The following is a 15,097-nucleotide window of genomic DNA, read 5'->3' as shown; positions in this document are numbered from 1 at the left end:
GGTTTCCTTCGCCTCAGGAGGTGCGGGTCAGAACGATGAGGTCGGTGCTGATCGGACGGCACACCCCGGCGCGGTTCACCACGTCCTGGGCGGCCACGTGCGCAGCGGCGACGAGCCCTTTGCGGGTCAACGGATCGGCTAGCACGGCGAGTTCCTCGTAGAAGGCGGCGGCGAAGAGAGTCGAGCAGTCCGCGTCGAGCCGGCCGCGGTGGGCGATCACCACGTCGGCCAGCTCGGCGAACCGCCCGGCGATCAGGTCGCTGTCGCACGAGCGCAGGACCAGCGCCCTCAGGTGGTGGCCGTAGTGGTCGGAGGCCAGCTGGAGCGTCCGGGCGAGTTCGGCGGCGGGCAGGGTGTGGGGTTCGCCGTCCTGGTCTTCCAGCAGCAGCCCCTCCTCGGTGCCGTGGCAGGCCAGGTGCAGGACGTCGGGTAGCTCGCGCCGGATCCGGACCAGGTCCGCGGCGGTGGCCGCGGGGGCGGGGACGACCTCCAGGCGGCCGCGGACGGCCTGCAAAATCTCGCGCAGCTCGGCGGCCGCCCGTACGGCGCCGCGCCGGGCGGGCTCGGCGCCGAGCACCATGACCTTGGGGAGACCGGTGGCGGTCGCGGCCGCCGGGGCGGGAGTGACGTCAGGCAACCCCGGCGGGGGTGCCGCCTTGAACACCGGGTTGAACGGCCGTCTCTCCCGGGCCTCGGCCAGGATCAGGCGGCGGCCGTCGGCCATGACGCCCGTCGCGAGGTTCACCGACACCATCTCCCAGTACTCCCGGGGCGACTTCGGCGCGTACGGCATCGCGTCGGCCGGGTAGCCGGCGGCCAGCAGCAGCACCTCGGCCTGGCCGGGGGTGTTGTAGACGGTGGCCAGTTCGGCGATCTCCTGCCGGAGCAGCGGCTCCGGGCGGCCGGCGTCGGGGTGGCCAGCGTCGGCGTGGCCCCCGCTCACAGGGTCGCTTCCAGGCACAGCGGGTGGGGCAGGGTGCGGGTGTAGCGGCGCAGCAGGGGGATCTTGACCCCGGCGGTGACGGTGCACGCCAGGTCCGTGACGGAGCCTGCGGCGGTACGGACGACCAGGCGCAGCCGGTGGCAGCCGGTCAGTTCGTTGGCGACAGTCCGTCGGAACTCCCAGCCTGGCGTGGACTCGTGCAGGCCCAGGGCCTGGGCGAAGGGCTGGTGGCTGGTGAACTCCTGGCTCCGCCCGACCTCGCCGAGCGAGGCGTCGGCACCGAGGAGGGAGAGCTGCGGGCCGAGCCGGCGGGTCCGGGTGACCTGGACGGCGTCCGTCAGGCGCATCGGGTCCATGGAATGGGCCAGCGGTGGCGGAGTCTCGGGCTTGGCGGAGAGGTCCAAGGCGAGGTGGGCGAATTCGAGCCGGGGTCGCTGGGGGGTGGGGGCGAAGGTGAGGGAGAGGTGGACCAGGTAGTAGTCGTACGTGTCGGCCTGGCCGGTGAGGTATTCGCTCAGGCCCGGATCGCCGGCCAACTGCTCGGGCGTGAGGCGCTGGGCGAGAGGGCCGCCCAGCCGGACCCGGCCGCGCAGTGGTGGGGGAGCGTCGGGGCCCTGACCGGTATCGGGTTCGCCGCCCCGTAAGGCTTTGTCGGGCAGCAGGACCAGGTCCTGTTCGGGCAGTCGGGGGTCGTCGAATTCGATCATCCGTCACCTCTCGGGCAGCACGAGCCCTCGAGGAACCGACTGGAAGCCATCCAGGCGCGTCCCCCGTGGCAGCCTGTGCAACGGAAGGCTAGCGACTGCCGACCCCTCGGAACCAGCTGGAACGCGAACTTCCACCCCACACGTGACCATGCCGCGTCCCTCGGCGAACTGCTGTGCCCCGCGATCGGCGACGCCAAGCGGCGCGTGAAGCACAGCCGCGATTTGTGTCGGACGGCTCAGGGGAGGTCCCCAGTTCCTTGCCGATCCGGTGTGTGAGCTGGACCTCGTCCGGAGAGCGCTTAGCACGATCGATCTCGTGGCCCCGGATCCGTTCCAGACGAGTTTCGTCTGCACCCGTGGCCAGCATGCCACGATCCGTGTTCGTACCGGACCCGACGGGGCTGCCCGCAGCTCCCGTACCGCTCTTCCGGGACTGCCGGGTCCGCGGTCGGTGCGCACTCCCCACACTCCGTCGCTGACCAGATGGTGGAACGGGTAGGCGGGCGTTTTCCTGTTGGGCGGACCGTACTCGGCCAGCAGCTGCTTCAGGTCCTCCTCCACCGCGTTGTAGAACAGCTCGCCGTCGGCATCTTCCTGGAACCGGCTGAGGGCGTAGAGCGGGAGCAGCGGCTTGTGGGGAGCACGCGCCCCACCCTTGGTCCACTGCCTCAACGTCGCGGTCCGCTCCAGCCAGTCCATGACCGGCGATCGTAGTGACACCAGAGGGGTTTGCGGTCGAATGTCCGAAATGAATGAGACCAGAACTGAGACCAGGCTGGTCGGGGTTCGCCCGGATCATGCAGGCTCGGCGGCCGACCACTCTAGGCTTGTCCCCAGGTATGGGCCCGCGGACCGCTTCGTGGAGGAGCCGATTATGAGTACTGCCCCGAACCTCCCGCTCCCGCCCCGTCGGTCTGAAGATCCACATCCGCTGCGGACGATTCGGGAGATCCGGGAGTCCTTGCCCGAACAGCAGCTTGGGCACTTCGACGCCGAACTCGCCGACACGGACATTGACGCCCTTCCAGAGATGCTTCACCGCTGGGCCACCCTCGGCAGTGACGGATTTCTTGATCGGCTTGAGGCGGCACCGTTCGAGGGTCTGGAGTTCGGGCAGCGTTCCTACGACGATGCGGCGGACGGCGAGTGATCTATCTGCTCGACACCAACATGGTCTCCGAGATCACCACTCGGTCGAAGCCGGCTCCGGCTGTTGTCGCCTGGGCACGTTCGGTCCCTTCTACCGGTCTCTACCTGAGTGTCATCACGATCGCTGAGATCGAGACCGGCATCGCCGCGACACCGGACTTGGTACGGCGTGCCGCTTTCGAGCGGGCGCTCGACGGCATTCGCGTTGACTACAGCGACCGGATCGCGGCCGTCGGAGAGCAGGAGGCTCTCGCGTACCTCGCCCTTCACCGGAAGCTGAAGAGCGCCGGAACCAGCATCGATCCGCCGGATGCGCTGATCGCCGCCACCGCCCTCGCGAACGGGTGGACCCTGGTGAGCCGGAACGTCAAGCACCTGGCCCGGACTGGCGCGCTCTTGCTCAACCCGTGGGAGTACGAGGGCTGACCTGCGGGCGGCTGGGCGAGCCCCCGCGAGATCGAGTTCGTGGAAGATCCGCGCCGGGGCGCGGGGAGCCGTGGAAGACCTGGCTGGTGTGCCAGGAGCGATGGTGCGTCGCCACGGGGTGGACTCCCGGCTGCGGGCCGATGAGTGTGCGGCCCGCGAGGGCTATGACGTGCTCGCGGGCTGCGGGGCTGCGCCCGACGAAGTGCTGCGAGACGAGGATGCGGTGGCCGTCGCCGACGCCGAGGGCGCCCTTGTCGAAGAGCTTGTGGTGCAGCGAGCACAGGCAGAGGCCGTTGTCGACGTCATCCGGGCCGCCGAACGCCCACCAGCGCACGTGTGCGGCCTCCAGTCCGACCGGCACCGCCCCGATCCGCCCGTCGTATCCGCAGAAGGCGCACTGGTACTCGTAGGCCGTCAGAACCAGCTCCCGCATCCGCCGGTCCCTCTGCCGCCGCGCGGATGGCAGCCGTCCGGTCTCCGTCGGCTCCAGCTCCAGTCCGATCGCATCGGACAGTTCCCCGTGGAGGGAGGGCGGGAAGTGCTGGTCGAGCAGTACGCGCGCCATCCGGCCCAGCAGCGCGGGCTCCCGCCGCAGTGCCGCCCGCAGCTCCGGCGCCAGCCGCCCGACAGCGCGGGATGCCCGCAGCTCCCGCACCGCGCTCCCGGGACTGCCGGGTCCGCGGTCGGTGCGCACTTCCCACACCCCGTCGCTGACCAGGTGGTGGAAGGGGTAGGCGGGCGTTGTCCTGTTGGGCGGACCGTACTCGGCCAGCAGCCGCTTCAGGTCCTCCTCCACCGAGCTGTAGAACAGCTCGCCGTCGGCATCCTCCTGGAACCGGCCGAGGGCGTAGAGCAGGAGCAGCGGCTTGTGGGGAGCACGCGCCCCGCCCTTGGTCCACTGCCTCAACGTCGCGGTCCGCTCCAGCCAGTCCATGACCGGCGATCGTAGTAGCGCTGTACTGAACGTGGATCTGGGCCCGTCACAGGATGCGCCTGGAGTGCCGAATGAGGCGGGAGATTTGTGGGTGGATGCCCGAAGTAAATGAGACCAGAACTGAGACCAGAGCATGCAGAAGACCCCGGCCGCAGAAGCGGTCCGGGGTCTTCGTTTCGCCTGTTCAGGCGGCTGCGGAGGATACGAGATTCGAACTCGTGAGGGGTTGCCCCCAACACGCTTTCCAAGCGTGCGCCCTAGGCCTCTAGGCGAATCCTCCGCCGCAAACAATACAAGACGTGGAGGGGTGCTCGCGAACGTGATCGTTCGCCGGGGGTCCGGCGGGGGGCGGGGCGGGGGCGGGGTCGATTCCGGGGGTGCGGATCCGCTAGGGTGGGGCCCAGCCCCTCACGTGGCGCTATCTCACCCAACTCCCCCAGGGCCGGAAGGCAGCAAGGGTAAGTGGGCTCTGGCGGGTGCGTGGGGGGCCCTTTGTGTTCCCCGGTCCTGCTGTTCCCGGCCCGCTCCCGGCCCTCATGCTCCGGAGCCGGTGGCGTCCGCGGGCCGCTGTTGTCGGTGGGCCCGGATAACCTCGTAGACGTGTCGTCCCTTGCGCTGTACCGCCGCTACCGCCCCGAGTCGTTCGCCGAGGTCATCGGTCAGGAGCATGTCACTGCACCCCTGATGCAGGCCCTGCGGAACAACCGGGTCAATCACGCGTACCTGTTCAGCGGGCCGCGCGGGTGTGGAAAGACCACCAGCGCGCGCATCCTCGCCCGGTGCCTCAACTGTGAGCAGGGTCCCACTCCGACCCCCTGCGGGGAGTGCCAGTCCTGCCGTGACCTCGCCCGGAACGGGCCGGGGTCCATCGACGTCATCGAGATCGACGCCGCCTCCCACGGTGGTGTGGACGACGCCCGCGACCTGCGCGAGAAGGCCTTCTTCGGCCCCGCCTCCAGCCGCTACAAGATCTACATCATCGACGAGGCGCACATGGTCACCTCGGCGGGCTTCAACGCCCTGCTGAAGGTGGTCGAGGAGCCGCCGGAGCACCTCAAGTTCATCTTCGCCACCACCGAACCGGAGAAAGTGATCGGGACCATCCGGTCCCGGACGCACCACTACCCCTTCCGGCTGGTCCCGCCCGGGACCCTGCGCGAGTACCTGGGCGAGGTCTGCGGCCGGGAGGGCGCCCGGGTCGAGGACGGCGTGCTGCCGCTCGTCGTGCGCGCCGGAGCGGGCTCCGTGCGTGACTCGATGTCCGTCATGGACCAGCTCCTCGCCGGCGCCGGCGAGGAGGGTGTGACGTACGCCATGGCCACCTCGCTCCTCGGTTACACCGACGGCTCGCTGCTCGACTCCGTCGTCGACGCCTTCGCCTCCGGTGACGGCGCGGCCGCCTTCGAGGTCGTCGACCGGGTCGTCGAGGGCGGGAACGACCCGCGCCGGTTCGTCGCCGACCTGCTGGAGCGGCTGCGCGACCTGGTCATCCTCGCCGCCGTGCCCGACGCCGGGGAGAAGGGGCTGATCGACGCTCCCGCCGATGTCGTGGAGCGGATGCAGGCCCAGGCGTCCGTGTTCGGCTCCGCCGAGCTCTCGCGCGCAGCCGACCTGGTCAACGCCGGGCTCACCGAGATGCGCGGCGCGACCTCGCCGCGGCTCCAGCTGGAGCTGATCTGCGCCCGCGTGCTGCTCCCCGCCGCCTTCGATGACGAGCGGTCCTTCCAGGCCCGTCTGGACCGCCTGGAGCGCAGCGGGGCGGCCGCCTTCGCCGCCGGGCCGCCCGCCATGGGCTACGTGCCCGGGCCCGAGGCGCACGCCATGGCACCCGCCGGTCCGGGCGGGGGGCCCGCCGCCGCGCGGGCCGCCGCTGCCGCCGCGATGCCGGCTCCGGCTCCCGCCGCGCCGGTCGCCGCTCCTGTGCAGGCTCCCGTACAGGCTCCCGCGCCTGCTGCGGCTCCCCCGGTGCAGCCGCAGGCCGCGCCCGTTGCTGCCCCCGGGGCGTGGCCCGGAGCCGCGCAGCCCGGCAGCGGTGCCCCGGCCGCCCGGCCCGCCGCCGCGGCTCCCGCTCCCGGCGCCTGGCCCAGTGCGGCCGCTCCCGGACAGGGCGCTCCCGGACAGGGCTCTCCCGGACAGGGCGCGCCCGCACCCGTGCAGGTTCCGGCCACCCCGGCGCCGAGCCCCGCCGCCCCGGCCGCCCCGGCCGCGGCCGTGCCCTCCCCCGGTATGGCCGCGGGCGCCGGTCAGGTTCAGGCGATGTGGCCCGGCGTCCTGGAGGCCGTCAAGAACCGCCGTCGCTTCACCTGGATCCTGCTCAGTCAGAACGCCCAGGTCACCGGCTTCGACGGGACCACCCTGCAGCTCGGCTTCCCCAACGCCGGAGCCCGCGACAACTTCGCCAGCAGCGGCAGCGAGGACGTGCTCAAGGCGGTCCTGGCCGAGCACTTCCAGGTCAACTGGAAGATCGACGCCGTCGTCGGCGGCGGCTCCCCGGTCCCGGCGTCGGCCCCCGGCGCGTCCTACGGCCCGTCGTACGGCGCTCCGTCCGCGCCCGCCCCGGCCTACAGCCCGCCGCCCCCGCCGCCGCAGCCCCCCGCGCCGCAGGCCCCCGCCGCGCCCCAGCAACAGCAGTCCCAGCAGCAGTCCCAGCAGCCGCAGCAGGCGCAACAGCCCCAGCAGCCGGTCTCCGCGCCGCCCCCGCCCGTACCGCAGGCACCCCCGCCGGTCGCCCCCGAGGACGACTTCGCGGAGGACGACGACCCCGACCTCGTCGAGAGCGCGCTGACCGGACACGACCTGATCGTGCGCGAGCTCGGAGCGACCGTTGTGGAGGAATACACAAATGAGTAGCCCGTCCTGATTGGGTGGCCGCACGAAGCCGTCGCGGTCGTCCGGGCTAGGCTGAGCAGCGTGAAGGTCCTCGTCATCGGCGGCGGCGCCCGCGAACATGCCCTGTGCCGCTCTCTGTCCCTCGACCCCGACGTCTCCGCGCTCTACTGCGCTCCCGGCAACGCCGGCATCGCCGAGGTGGCCGAGCTCCGCCCGGTCGACGCCCTCGACGGCGAAGCCGTTGCCGCTCTCGCGACGGAACTCGGCGCCGGTCTGGTCGTCGTCGGCCCGGAGGCCCCGCTGGTCGCCGGCGTCGCCGACGCCGTGCGCGCCGTCGGCATCCCCGTCTTCGGCCCGTCCGCCGAGGCGGCGCAGCTCGAAGGCTCCAAGGCCTTTGCCAAGGACGTGATGGCGGCGGCCGGGGTCCCGACCGCGCGCAGCTACGTCTGCACCACCCCGGAGGAGGTGGACGCGGCCCTCGACGCCTTCGGCGCCCCCTACGTCGTCAAGGACGACGGTCTGGCGGCCGGCAAGGGCGTGGTGGTCACCGAGGACCTGGAGGCGGCCCGCGCGCACGCGCTGGGCTGCGACCGCGTCGTCATCGAGGAGTACCTCGACGGCCCCGAGGTCTCCCTCTTCGCCATCACCGACGGCGTCACCGTGGTCCCGCTGCAGCCGGCGCAGGACTTCAAGCGCGCCCTGGACGGCGACCAGGGCCCCAACACCGGCGGCATGGGCGCGTACTCCCCGCTGCCCTGGGCCGATCCGAAGCTGGTCGACGAGGTCATGGAGCTGGTGCTCCAGCCGACCGTCGACGAGCTGCGCCGCCGCGGCACCCCCTTCTCCGGGCTGCTCTACGCCGGCCTCGCGATCACCGGCCGCGGCACCCGGGTCATCGAGTTCAACGCCCGCTTCGGCGACCCCGAGACGCAGGTGGTCCTTGCCCGGCTGCGCACCCCGCTCGCGAGCGTGCTGCTGAACGCCGCCAAGGGCACGCTGGCCGACGAACCGCCGCTGGTGTGGCACGAGGACGCGGCCGTCACGGTCGTCATCGCCTCCCACAACTACCCCGACACCCCCCGCACCGGGGACCCGATCGAGGGCCTGGCCGAGGTGGCCGCCGAGGACGCGCCCGACGCCTACGTCCTGCACGCCGGTACCCGGCGCGAGGGTGACGCCGTCGTCAGCGCGGGTGGTCGCGTGCTGTCGGTGACGGCGACCGGTTCCGATCTGGCGCAGGCGCGCGAGAAGGCGTATACGGCGGTCGCGCGCATCCGGCTGGACGGCTCGCAGCACCGTACGGACATCGCCGCGAAGGCGGCCGGGCTCCGCTGAGCGGCGGCTCCGCAGACCCGCGGGCCCGGTGCGCACGTCGCGCGCCCGGGCCCGCGGGCGTGTCCGCGTGCGACTGCATCCGGCTTCGTTCGAACGCATCCACCTTTACCCAAAGCCATTCCATCGGGTGATCGTCAGCTTGTCTGCCTGACGGCCGGGCGCGCCCCAACTAGGGTGCGGCGCAAGCATTCCGGCACTTGGCCCACCGACCTTGCGATGTCAGTGGCGGGTGTCACAGTGGGGGAGTGAGCAACGCAGCCGCAGGGCAGAGGGGGTGAGACCGGCCGTGTCCGGAATCGGTTCGATCATGGAAGCGGGCGTTCCGTCCGCGCGGTCCCGCGCCCTGGCCGTGCTGCGCGTGCGCAGCCGGGCCCTGGCCGTCGCGCTGCTGCCGGCCGCCCTCGCGGTGGTGCTGGTGGCGGCCCGGGGGACGGGACGGCTGGCGGGCGAGCCCTGGGGCGCCGTGACGCTCGCGGTGTGCGCGGTGGCCGCGCTGGTGCTGCTCCTCGGCGGGATCTTCGCCGCGGTGGTGCTGCGGGCGAGCCCGGCGGTGACGCCGACGGTGCCGCTGTCCGAGGCCGCCGCCCCCGATCTCTACCGCCTGGTGCGGGACCTGGCCGACCGGATGGACGTGCCGCCGCCGTCCGCGATAGCCCTGACGCCGGACTGCGACAGCTGGCTGGAGGACCGCGCCCATGCGGCGCACCGCCGGGGCGGCACGGACGGCGGCCCCCAGTCCGCGCGCGGTGCGGCCCCGGTGCTGGTGATCGGGTCGCCGTTCCTGTGGTGGATGCGGGTCGCGGAGCTGCGGGCGGTCCTGGCTCCGGTCGTCGCCGGTACGGGTCCTTCCGCGCACCCGGACATAGCGGACGCGCGGGGCTTCGTGCGGGGCCTGGACGCGGCCGTGGACGTGGGCAGCCGCCGCGGGCTCGGCTGGATCGCCGCCCCGGCCCGGCTGCTGCTGAGGCTGTGCCGGACGGACGCCGCCGAGATGGAGCGCGGGGTGGCCGCCGCCGCGTCGGACCGTGCACAGGGTGTGGACTACGGGCTGCGCATCGTCGCGCAGGAGCAGGTCGGCCTCGCCTACGCGGGCTGGGACCGGCTGCTGACCCGGGTGGCCCTGCCCGCCTGGCGGATGGGCCGCTGGCCCGCGCACCTCGATGCCGGGGTGGTCTCGGCGCTGACCGAGCTGTCGCGGCGCGACCGGCTGGCGGAGGGATTCACCTCGCGGCTCGGCGAGCGGCCCGCCTGCGACCTGCTGGAGCAGCCCGGCGTGATCGACGAGGCGACCTCGCTGCTGGCGGCGCGGCTCTTCCACGGCGGACCCGCCGAGGCCGGGCCCGATTGGTCCCCGGTGGAGTGGGCGGAGTATCCGGACGAGGTCGTGGACCGCAAGTGGCGTACGGAGGCGGCCCGTCTGCACACCGCGCTGGACGCGCTCGCCGGTCCGGCGGGCCTGTCCGGGGCGGCGGGCCTGTCCGGGGCGGCCGGTCCGGCCAGGCCCGCCGGATCCTCCGGTGCCGTCGGCTCCGCGAGCCCGGCCGGTGCCGGGTCCGCCGCTCCTGCGGCCTCGGTGGCGCCCGCCGCCGGCGCCTCCGGCTCACCCGCCCCGTCCGGTCCGTCCGGTGCGGCGGGACCCGCCACGATCGAGGCCTCGGGCGCGGTGCCCCCCACCGTGGACGGCTTCGCCGGGCCCACCCTGGAGCGGGTGCTCGGCTGCCTCGCCGGCGCCTCGGGAGAGGGGGCGCTCGGGGAGGCCCTGGCCGGCCGGCTCAGCGCCGACCTGGCCCGTGAGGAGCGGGCCGCGGGCACCGCCGCCGGGGCCGGGAAGGCGCACGGCGCGGACGCCGTACCGCTGTTCCCGCTCCAGCCGCCGCGCAGCGGCCGGGACCTGCTGGCCGACCATGTGACGGCGATGGTGTGCTGCGCGGCCGTGGACTCGGCCGGGGCCGCCCCCGGCCTGGACTGGCTCGACGGGCCGGTCCTGCTGATCGGCGGCGACCGCCGGGCGGATCTGGCGCCCCGCGTGCTCTGCCTGGTCGAGGACGGCGACCCGGCGCCCCTGCGGGAGTGGCTGTCGGCCCTGGGCGTCCGTACGGAGAAGCCGGTCCGCCTGGTCTGAGGAGGGCCCCGCCACCTCCCCTGGTGGGGCGACGGACCGCACGCACCAGCGCATGCCAGTGTTCCGGTCTCGCCAATTCGCGACGAACGGTGACGGACCGCGTGCGTAATGTGATGTGCTGGGACCGGTCGCGGCGGGACGGAGCGAGGGAGGGGAGCGGTCATGGGTACCGACCAGATCCGGCGGTGGGAGTCGGGTGCGCTCGCGCACGCGGTGAACGACCCCTTCGGACAGGGGCCCCTGCCCTGGTTCCGGGGCAGCGAGCTCTACTTCGACGACACCGGCCAGGTCGTCCCCTGGTACGTGGACCCGGCCGCGGCGGCCGCCGGAACCGGCCAGATCCCCCGGGCCCGCGGCAACGGCGGCCCCCGCACGGCCGACGACGTGCACCGCCAGATCAAGGGCTTCGCCTCCACCGGCGCCGTCGCCCCGGGCGAGGCCATCGACTTCCACATCACCGTCGACCCGCCCCAGCAGTTCTCCGTCGACGTCTACCGGATCGGCCACTACGGCGGCGACGGCGCCTCGAAGATCACCACCAGCCCCCGCCTGTCCGGCATCGTCCAGCCGGCCCCCCTCGCCGCGGACCGCACCGTCTCCTGCCACCACTGGTGGCTCTCCTGGCGTCTGCAGGTCCCGTCGTACTGGAGCGTCGGCGCGTACGTGGCCGTCCTCACCACCGCCGACGGCTACCGCTCCCACATCCCCTTCACGGTCCGCGACGACCACCCCGCCGACCTCCTGCTCCTGCTCCCCGACATCACCTGGCAGGCCTACAACCTCTACCCGGAGGACGGCCGGACCGGCGCCAGCCTCTACCACGCCTGGGACGAGGCCGGCCGGCTCCTCGGCGAGCAGGACGCGGCCGTCACCGTCTCCTTCGACCGGCCCTACGCGGGCGCGGGCCTGCCCCTCCACGTCGGCCACGCCTACGACTTCATCCGCTGGGCCGAGCGCTATGGCTACGACATCGCCTACGCCGACACCCGGGACCTGCACGCCGGCCGCGTCGACCCCACCCGCTACCGGGGCCTGGTCTTCCCCGGCCACGACGAGTACTGGTCGGCCCCGATGCGCCGCGCCGTCGAGCGGGCCCGCAGCCACGGGACGTCGCTCGTCTTCCTCTCCGCGAACACCATGTACTGGCAGGTCGAGCTGGCCCCGTCACCCTCCGGGGTCGCCGACCGGCTGCTCACCTGCCGCAAACGCCGCGGACCGGGCCGCCCGAGCCTCTGGCGCGAGGTCGACCGCCCCGAGCAGCAACTGCTCGGCATCCAGTACGCGGGCCGCGTCCCCGAGCCCGCGCCGATGATCGTGCGCAACGCCACGCACTGGCTGTGGGACTCCACCGGCGCGGGCGAGAACGACGAGCTGCCCGGCCTGGTCGCGGGCGAGGCCGACCGGTACTTCCCGCGCATCCAGCTCCCCGAGCACCAGGACCGGATCCTGCTCGCGCACTCCCCGTACCTCGACAGCGAGGGCCAGCGCCGCCACCAGGAGACCTCCCTCTACCGGGCGCCCAGCGGTTCCCTGGTCTTCGCCTCCGGCACGTTCGCCTGGTCCCCGGCCCTCGACCGCCCCGGCCACGTCGACGAGCGTGTGCAGCGGGCCACGGCCAATCTCCTCGACCGGATCTGCAAGCACGACTGACACGGCGGCGGGCGGCCGGCGCACCCCTGTCCCCGGGAGGGGACCCGGGTGCGCGAGAATCGGGGGTGCGCGTCATACAGAACCACAGGGAGACCCCGTGTCCGGATTCGTAGAAAAGCCCGAGCCGGTTCAGGTTCCGGGCCTCGTCCACCTCCACACCGGAAAGGTGCGCGACCTCTACCGGGACGAGGACGGCCGCCTCGTCATGGTCGCCAGCGACCGCATCTCCGCCTTCGACTGGGTGCTGCCCACCGAGATTCCGGACAAGGGCCGTGTCCTGACCCAGCTCTCCCTGTGGTGGTTCGACCAGCTCGCGGACCTCGTCCCGAACCACGTGATCTCCACCGAGCTGCCCGCCGGCGCCCCCGCCGACTGGGCCGGCCGCACGCTGGTCTGCAAGGACCTCGACATGGTCCCGGTCGAGTGCGTGGCCCGCGGCTACCTCACCGGCTCCGGCCTCGCCGAGTACAACCAGACCCGCACGGTCTGCGGACTCGGCCTGCCCGAGGGCCTCGTGGACGGCTCCGAGCTGCCCGGTCCGATCTTCACCCCGGCCGCCAAGGCCGAGGTCGGCGAGCACGACGAGAACGTCTCCTACGAGGAGGTGGCGCGCACCACCGGGGCCGAGACGGCCGCGCTGCTGCGCCAGACCACCCTCGCCGTCTACAGCCGCGCCCGGGATATCGCCCGTGAGCGCGGGATCATCCTGGCCGACACGAAGTTCGAGTTCGGCTTCGACCCGAAGGACCGCACCCTGATTGCCGCGGACGAGGTGCTGACCCCGGACTCCTCCCGTTTCTGGCCCGCCGACGCGTGGGAGCCGGGCCGCGCGCAGCTCTCCTTCGACAAGCAGTACGTCCGCGACTGGCTGGCCTCCGCGGCCTCCGGCTGGGACCCGAAGGGCGAACTCCCGCCGCCGGCCCTCCCGACGCAGGTTGTCGCGCAGACCCGCGCGAAGTACATCGAGGCGTACGAGCGCCTGACCGGTCTGGACTGGTCGTAGGGAAACGAAGAAGCCCCGGTCCGAGGACCGGGGCTTCTTCCTTACAGAGCGGACAACGCGACTCGAACGCGCGACATCCACCTTGGCAAGGTGGTGCTCTACCAACTGAGCTATGTCCGCAAGCGCCGTAAGGCGAGACCTACTATACCCAACCTCGCTCCCTCGCGAGACGCACTGCCGCATGACGGTTCTCGGCACCCAGCTTCGTGGCTGCCGAGGACAGGTAGTTGCGCACCGTCCCCTGCGACAGCGAGGCCCGCTCCGCGATCTCCGCGATCGGTGCCCCGTCGCCCGCCAGTTCCAGCACCTCGGCCTCCCGGGCGGTCAGTGGGGAGTCCCCGGCACTGATCGCGTCGGCCGCCAACTCCGGGTCCACGTAACGGCCTCCGGCGTGCACGGTCCGGATCAGCTCGGCCAGCCGCTGCGCCGAGACCGTCTTCGGGGCGAAGGCCCGCACCCCTGCGGCCAGGGCCCTCTTCAGGTGTCCCGGACGGCCGTGACTGGTCACGATCATCGTCCTGCAGTCGGGGAGTTCGGCGCGCAGGGATGTGGCGACACTCACACCGTCGGCCCCCGGCATCTGCAGGTCCAGCACGGCCACGTCCGGGCGGTGCGCCCGCGCCATCGCCAGCGCCTCGGGGCCGGACGCCGCCTCCGCGACGACCAGCAGGTCGTCCTCCAGCGCGAGGAGCGCGGCCAGTGCCCCGCGGATCAGGTGCTCGTCGTCGGCGAGCAGTACGCGTACGGGGCTCACGCCCGCACCTCCAGTCCATCGAGCCGTGGGCCCGGTATCTCGGCCCGCAGCCGGAACCGGCCGTCGCCGACCAGTCCCGCCTCCAGCGTCCCTTCCAGTACGGCGAGCCGTTCCCGCAGCCCGGCGATTCCCGAGCCGGGAGGCCCGGCAGGGGCCTCCGGCGCGCCGTCGTTCTCCACCACGAGCGTCACGGGGCCGCTCTCCGGAGCCGCCAGCCGGATCCGGCAGCGCTGCGCGTCCCCGTGCCGCAGCACGTTCGTCGTGGCCTCGCGGACCACCCAGCCCAGCGCGGACTGGACCTCGGAGGGCAGGTCCCGGTCGGGCCGGAAGTCGACCCGGCAGTCCATTCCGGCCGCGGTCAGCACGCCGCGCGCGCCCTCCAGCTCCACCGCCAGGTCCGCCTCCCGGTAGCCGCGCACCACGTCCCGTACCTCCCGCTGGGACTCCCTGGCGATCCGCTGGACCTCGATCATCTGATCCACCGCCTCCGGTCGTTCGCGCCGCGCCAGTTGGACCGCCAGCTCGCTCTTGAGGGCGATGACGGCCAGGTTGCGGCCCATCACGTCGTGCAGGTCGCGGCCGAAGCGCAGCCGCTCCTCGGCCACCGCCAGCCGCGCCTGGACCTCGCGGGAGCGGTCCAGTTCGTAGACGGTCCTCAGCAGCCAGCCCGAGAACCCGCAGGTGGCGCCGAAGAACAGGCCTCCCAGCAGCACGCCGACGGCGTACCCGAGGGCCTTCGCCGCCGGCATTCCGAGGCCCAGGGCGGCCAGTCCGGTGGCGACGGCCGCCGCCGCCGAGACGTACCACATGCGCCGTACCGACTTCAGGCACAGGACGAGCGCCCCGGAGGTGAACCAGGCGAGCCCCGCCACCATGGTCGGTGCCACGGTCGCCTGGGACTCTCCGGTGGTCCGCAACGCGAGGACGGCCAGGACGCACCCCGCCGACACCAGGGCGGTGGCCACCGCGAGCCGGGTGGGGCGTTCGCGCCGCCCCACCACCCAGTGCAGCGCCCGGGAGCTGAGCACCCCGCACAGGGCCGCGTGCGCGCACATCATGAGGAAGAGCGCGAGGGGCACGACGTAGGAGGTGCGTTCGGCGGCCGCGGCGACCAGCGGGGTCAGCCCGAAGGACAGGACTTCCAGGACCACGAAGAGGTAGAACGACCCGCGGGTGTACAGCTCGACCTTCCCCGCGGTACTCCGGTTCTTCCACCATCCGGTCAGCTTCGACACGGCCTTGTCC

General features: G+C 72.9%; 12 protein-coding genes, 2 tRNA genes, 1 other RNA gene and 1 pseudogene. 8 read left to right on the top strand and 8 right to left on the bottom strand.

The features are described 5' to 3' along the window. Window positions 1-13 precede the first annotated feature (13 nt). The 3 genes and pseudogenes from ACIPXC_RS26520 to ACIPXC_RS26510 all read right to left on the bottom strand — a co-directional run. Entirely contained in the window at window positions 14-943 is a 930-nt protein-coding gene (locus tag ACIPXC_RS26520) for an effector-associated domain EAD1-containing protein (RefSeq protein WP_401623058.1), read from the bottom strand. Continuing rightward, entirely contained in the window at window positions 940-1,650 is a 711-nt protein-coding gene (locus ACIPXC_RS26515) for a hypothetical protein (protein ID WP_401623055.1), read from the bottom strand. Before ACIPXC_RS26515 ends, ACIPXC_RS26520 begins: the two co-directional genes overlap by 4 nt. 399 nt (window positions 1,651-2,049) lie before the next feature. Beyond that, window positions 2,050-2,349: pseudogene (locus tag ACIPXC_RS26510) on the bottom strand (restriction endonuclease); the annotation flags it as partial. 49 nt (window positions 2,350-2,398) lie between these two features. Between ACIPXC_RS26510 and ACIPXC_RS26505 the strand changes: the two are divergent. Then, window positions 2,399-2,800: a hypothetical protein gene (locus ACIPXC_RS26505; protein WP_401623052.1), complete on the top strand. Its 402-nt coding sequence runs from the start codon at window positions 2,399-2,401 to the stop codon at window positions 2,798-2,800. Beyond that, complete coding sequence (locus ACIPXC_RS26500) at window positions 2,797-3,225, top strand: type II toxin-antitoxin system VapC family toxin (RefSeq protein WP_401623049.1); 429 nt, start codon at window positions 2,797-2,799, stop codon at window positions 3,223-3,225. The genes ACIPXC_RS26505 and ACIPXC_RS26500 overlap by 4 nt, the downstream gene beginning before the upstream one ends. Here ACIPXC_RS26500 and ACIPXC_RS26495 read toward each other — a convergent pair. Continuing rightward, entirely contained in the window at window positions 3,200-4,159 is a 960-nt protein-coding gene (locus tag ACIPXC_RS26495) for a phosphorothioated DNA-binding restriction endonuclease (protein ID WP_401623046.1), read from the bottom strand. The two genes, ACIPXC_RS26500 and ACIPXC_RS26495, sit on opposite strands and share 26 nt — an antisense overlap. 195 nt (window positions 4,160-4,354) lie before the next feature. Next, window positions 4,355-4,439, bottom strand: a tRNA-Ser gene (locus ACIPXC_RS26490). Window positions 4,440-4,558: 119 nt separating this feature from the next. Here ACIPXC_RS26490 and ffs point away from each other — a divergent pair. From ffs to ACIPXC_RS26460, 6 genes are all read left to right on the top strand, one after another. Then, an RNA gene (ffs, locus tag ACIPXC_RS26485) (signal recognition particle sRNA small type) lies at window positions 4,559-4,655 on the top strand. Window positions 4,656-4,759: 104 nt separating this feature from the next. Next, the gene (locus ACIPXC_RS26480; protein WP_401623043.1) at window positions 4,760-7,009 is read left to right on the top strand and encodes a DNA polymerase III subunit gamma and tau; all 2,250 of its coding nucleotides are present in this window, start codon (window positions 4,760-4,762) and stop codon (window positions 7,007-7,009) included. Between the two features lie 60 nt (window positions 7,010-7,069). Next, on the top strand, window positions 7,070-8,323 hold the full coding sequence (gene purD, locus ACIPXC_RS26475; RefSeq protein WP_401623040.1) for a phosphoribosylamine--glycine ligase: 1,254 nt from the start codon (window positions 7,070-7,072) through the stop codon (window positions 8,321-8,323). Window positions 8,324-8,609: 286 nt separating this feature from the next. Beyond that, window positions 8,610-10,445 (top strand): hypothetical protein, encoded by a 1,836-nt coding sequence (locus ACIPXC_RS26470; protein ID WP_401623037.1) that lies wholly within the window; start codon window positions 8,610-8,612, stop codon window positions 10,443-10,445. A 162-nt stretch (window positions 10,446-10,607) separates the two neighbouring features. Next, entirely contained in the window at window positions 10,608-12,095 is a 1,488-nt protein-coding gene (locus ACIPXC_RS26465; protein ID WP_401623035.1) for a N,N-dimethylformamidase beta subunit family domain-containing protein, read from the top strand. 97 nt (window positions 12,096-12,192) lie between these two features. Next, entirely contained in the window at window positions 12,193-13,098 is a 906-nt protein-coding gene (locus ACIPXC_RS26460; protein ID WP_401623032.1) for a phosphoribosylaminoimidazolesuccinocarboxamide synthase, read from the top strand. Between the two features lie 47 nt (window positions 13,099-13,145). On the opposite strand, the gene ACIPXC_RS26455 is transcribed toward ACIPXC_RS26460, so the two are convergent. The 3 genes from ACIPXC_RS26455 to ACIPXC_RS26445 form a co-directional block, all read right to left on the bottom strand. Then, window positions 13,146-13,218: transfer RNA gene (locus tag ACIPXC_RS26455), tRNA-Gly, on the bottom strand. 22 nt (window positions 13,219-13,240) lie between these two features. Continuing rightward, entirely contained in the window at window positions 13,241-13,852 is a 612-nt protein-coding gene (locus ACIPXC_RS26450; RefSeq protein ID WP_401623029.1) for a response regulator, read from the bottom strand. Continuing rightward, window positions 13,849-15,087: a sensor histidine kinase gene (locus ACIPXC_RS26445; RefSeq protein WP_401623026.1), complete on the bottom strand. Its 1,239-nt coding sequence runs from the start codon at window positions 15,085-15,087 to the stop codon at window positions 13,849-13,851. Before ACIPXC_RS26445 ends, ACIPXC_RS26450 begins: the two co-directional genes overlap by 4 nt. Window positions 15,088-15,097 lie beyond the last annotated feature (10 nt).

The organism is Streptomyces sp. NPDC090021, from assembly GCF_044748225.1.
In the GTDB taxonomy this organism is placed as follows: Bacteria; Actinomycetota; Actinomycetes; order Streptomycetales; family Streptomycetaceae; genus Streptomyces.
Note: the sequence above shows the minus strand (reverse complement) of the source record. Positions and strands in the feature narration are given on the sequence as shown.

Excerpts from the sequence above, each read along its gene's own strand:
- ACIPXC_RS26505 (WP_401623052.1), top strand. The coding sequence starts at position 2,399 with ATGAATGAGACCAGAACTGAGACCAGGCTGGTCGGGGTTCGCCCGGAT.
- ACIPXC_RS26495 (WP_401623046.1), bottom strand. The coding sequence starts at position 4,159 with ATGGACTGGCTGGAGCGGACCGCGACGTTGAGGCAGTGGACCAAGGGC.
- ACIPXC_RS26515 (WP_401623055.1), bottom strand. The coding sequence starts at position 1,650 with ATGATCGAATTCGACGACCCCCGACTGCCCGAACAGGACCTGGTCCTG.
- ACIPXC_RS26465 (WP_401623035.1), top strand. The coding sequence starts at position 10,608 with ATGGGTACCGACCAGATCCGGCGGTGGGAGTCGGGTGCGCTCGCGCAC.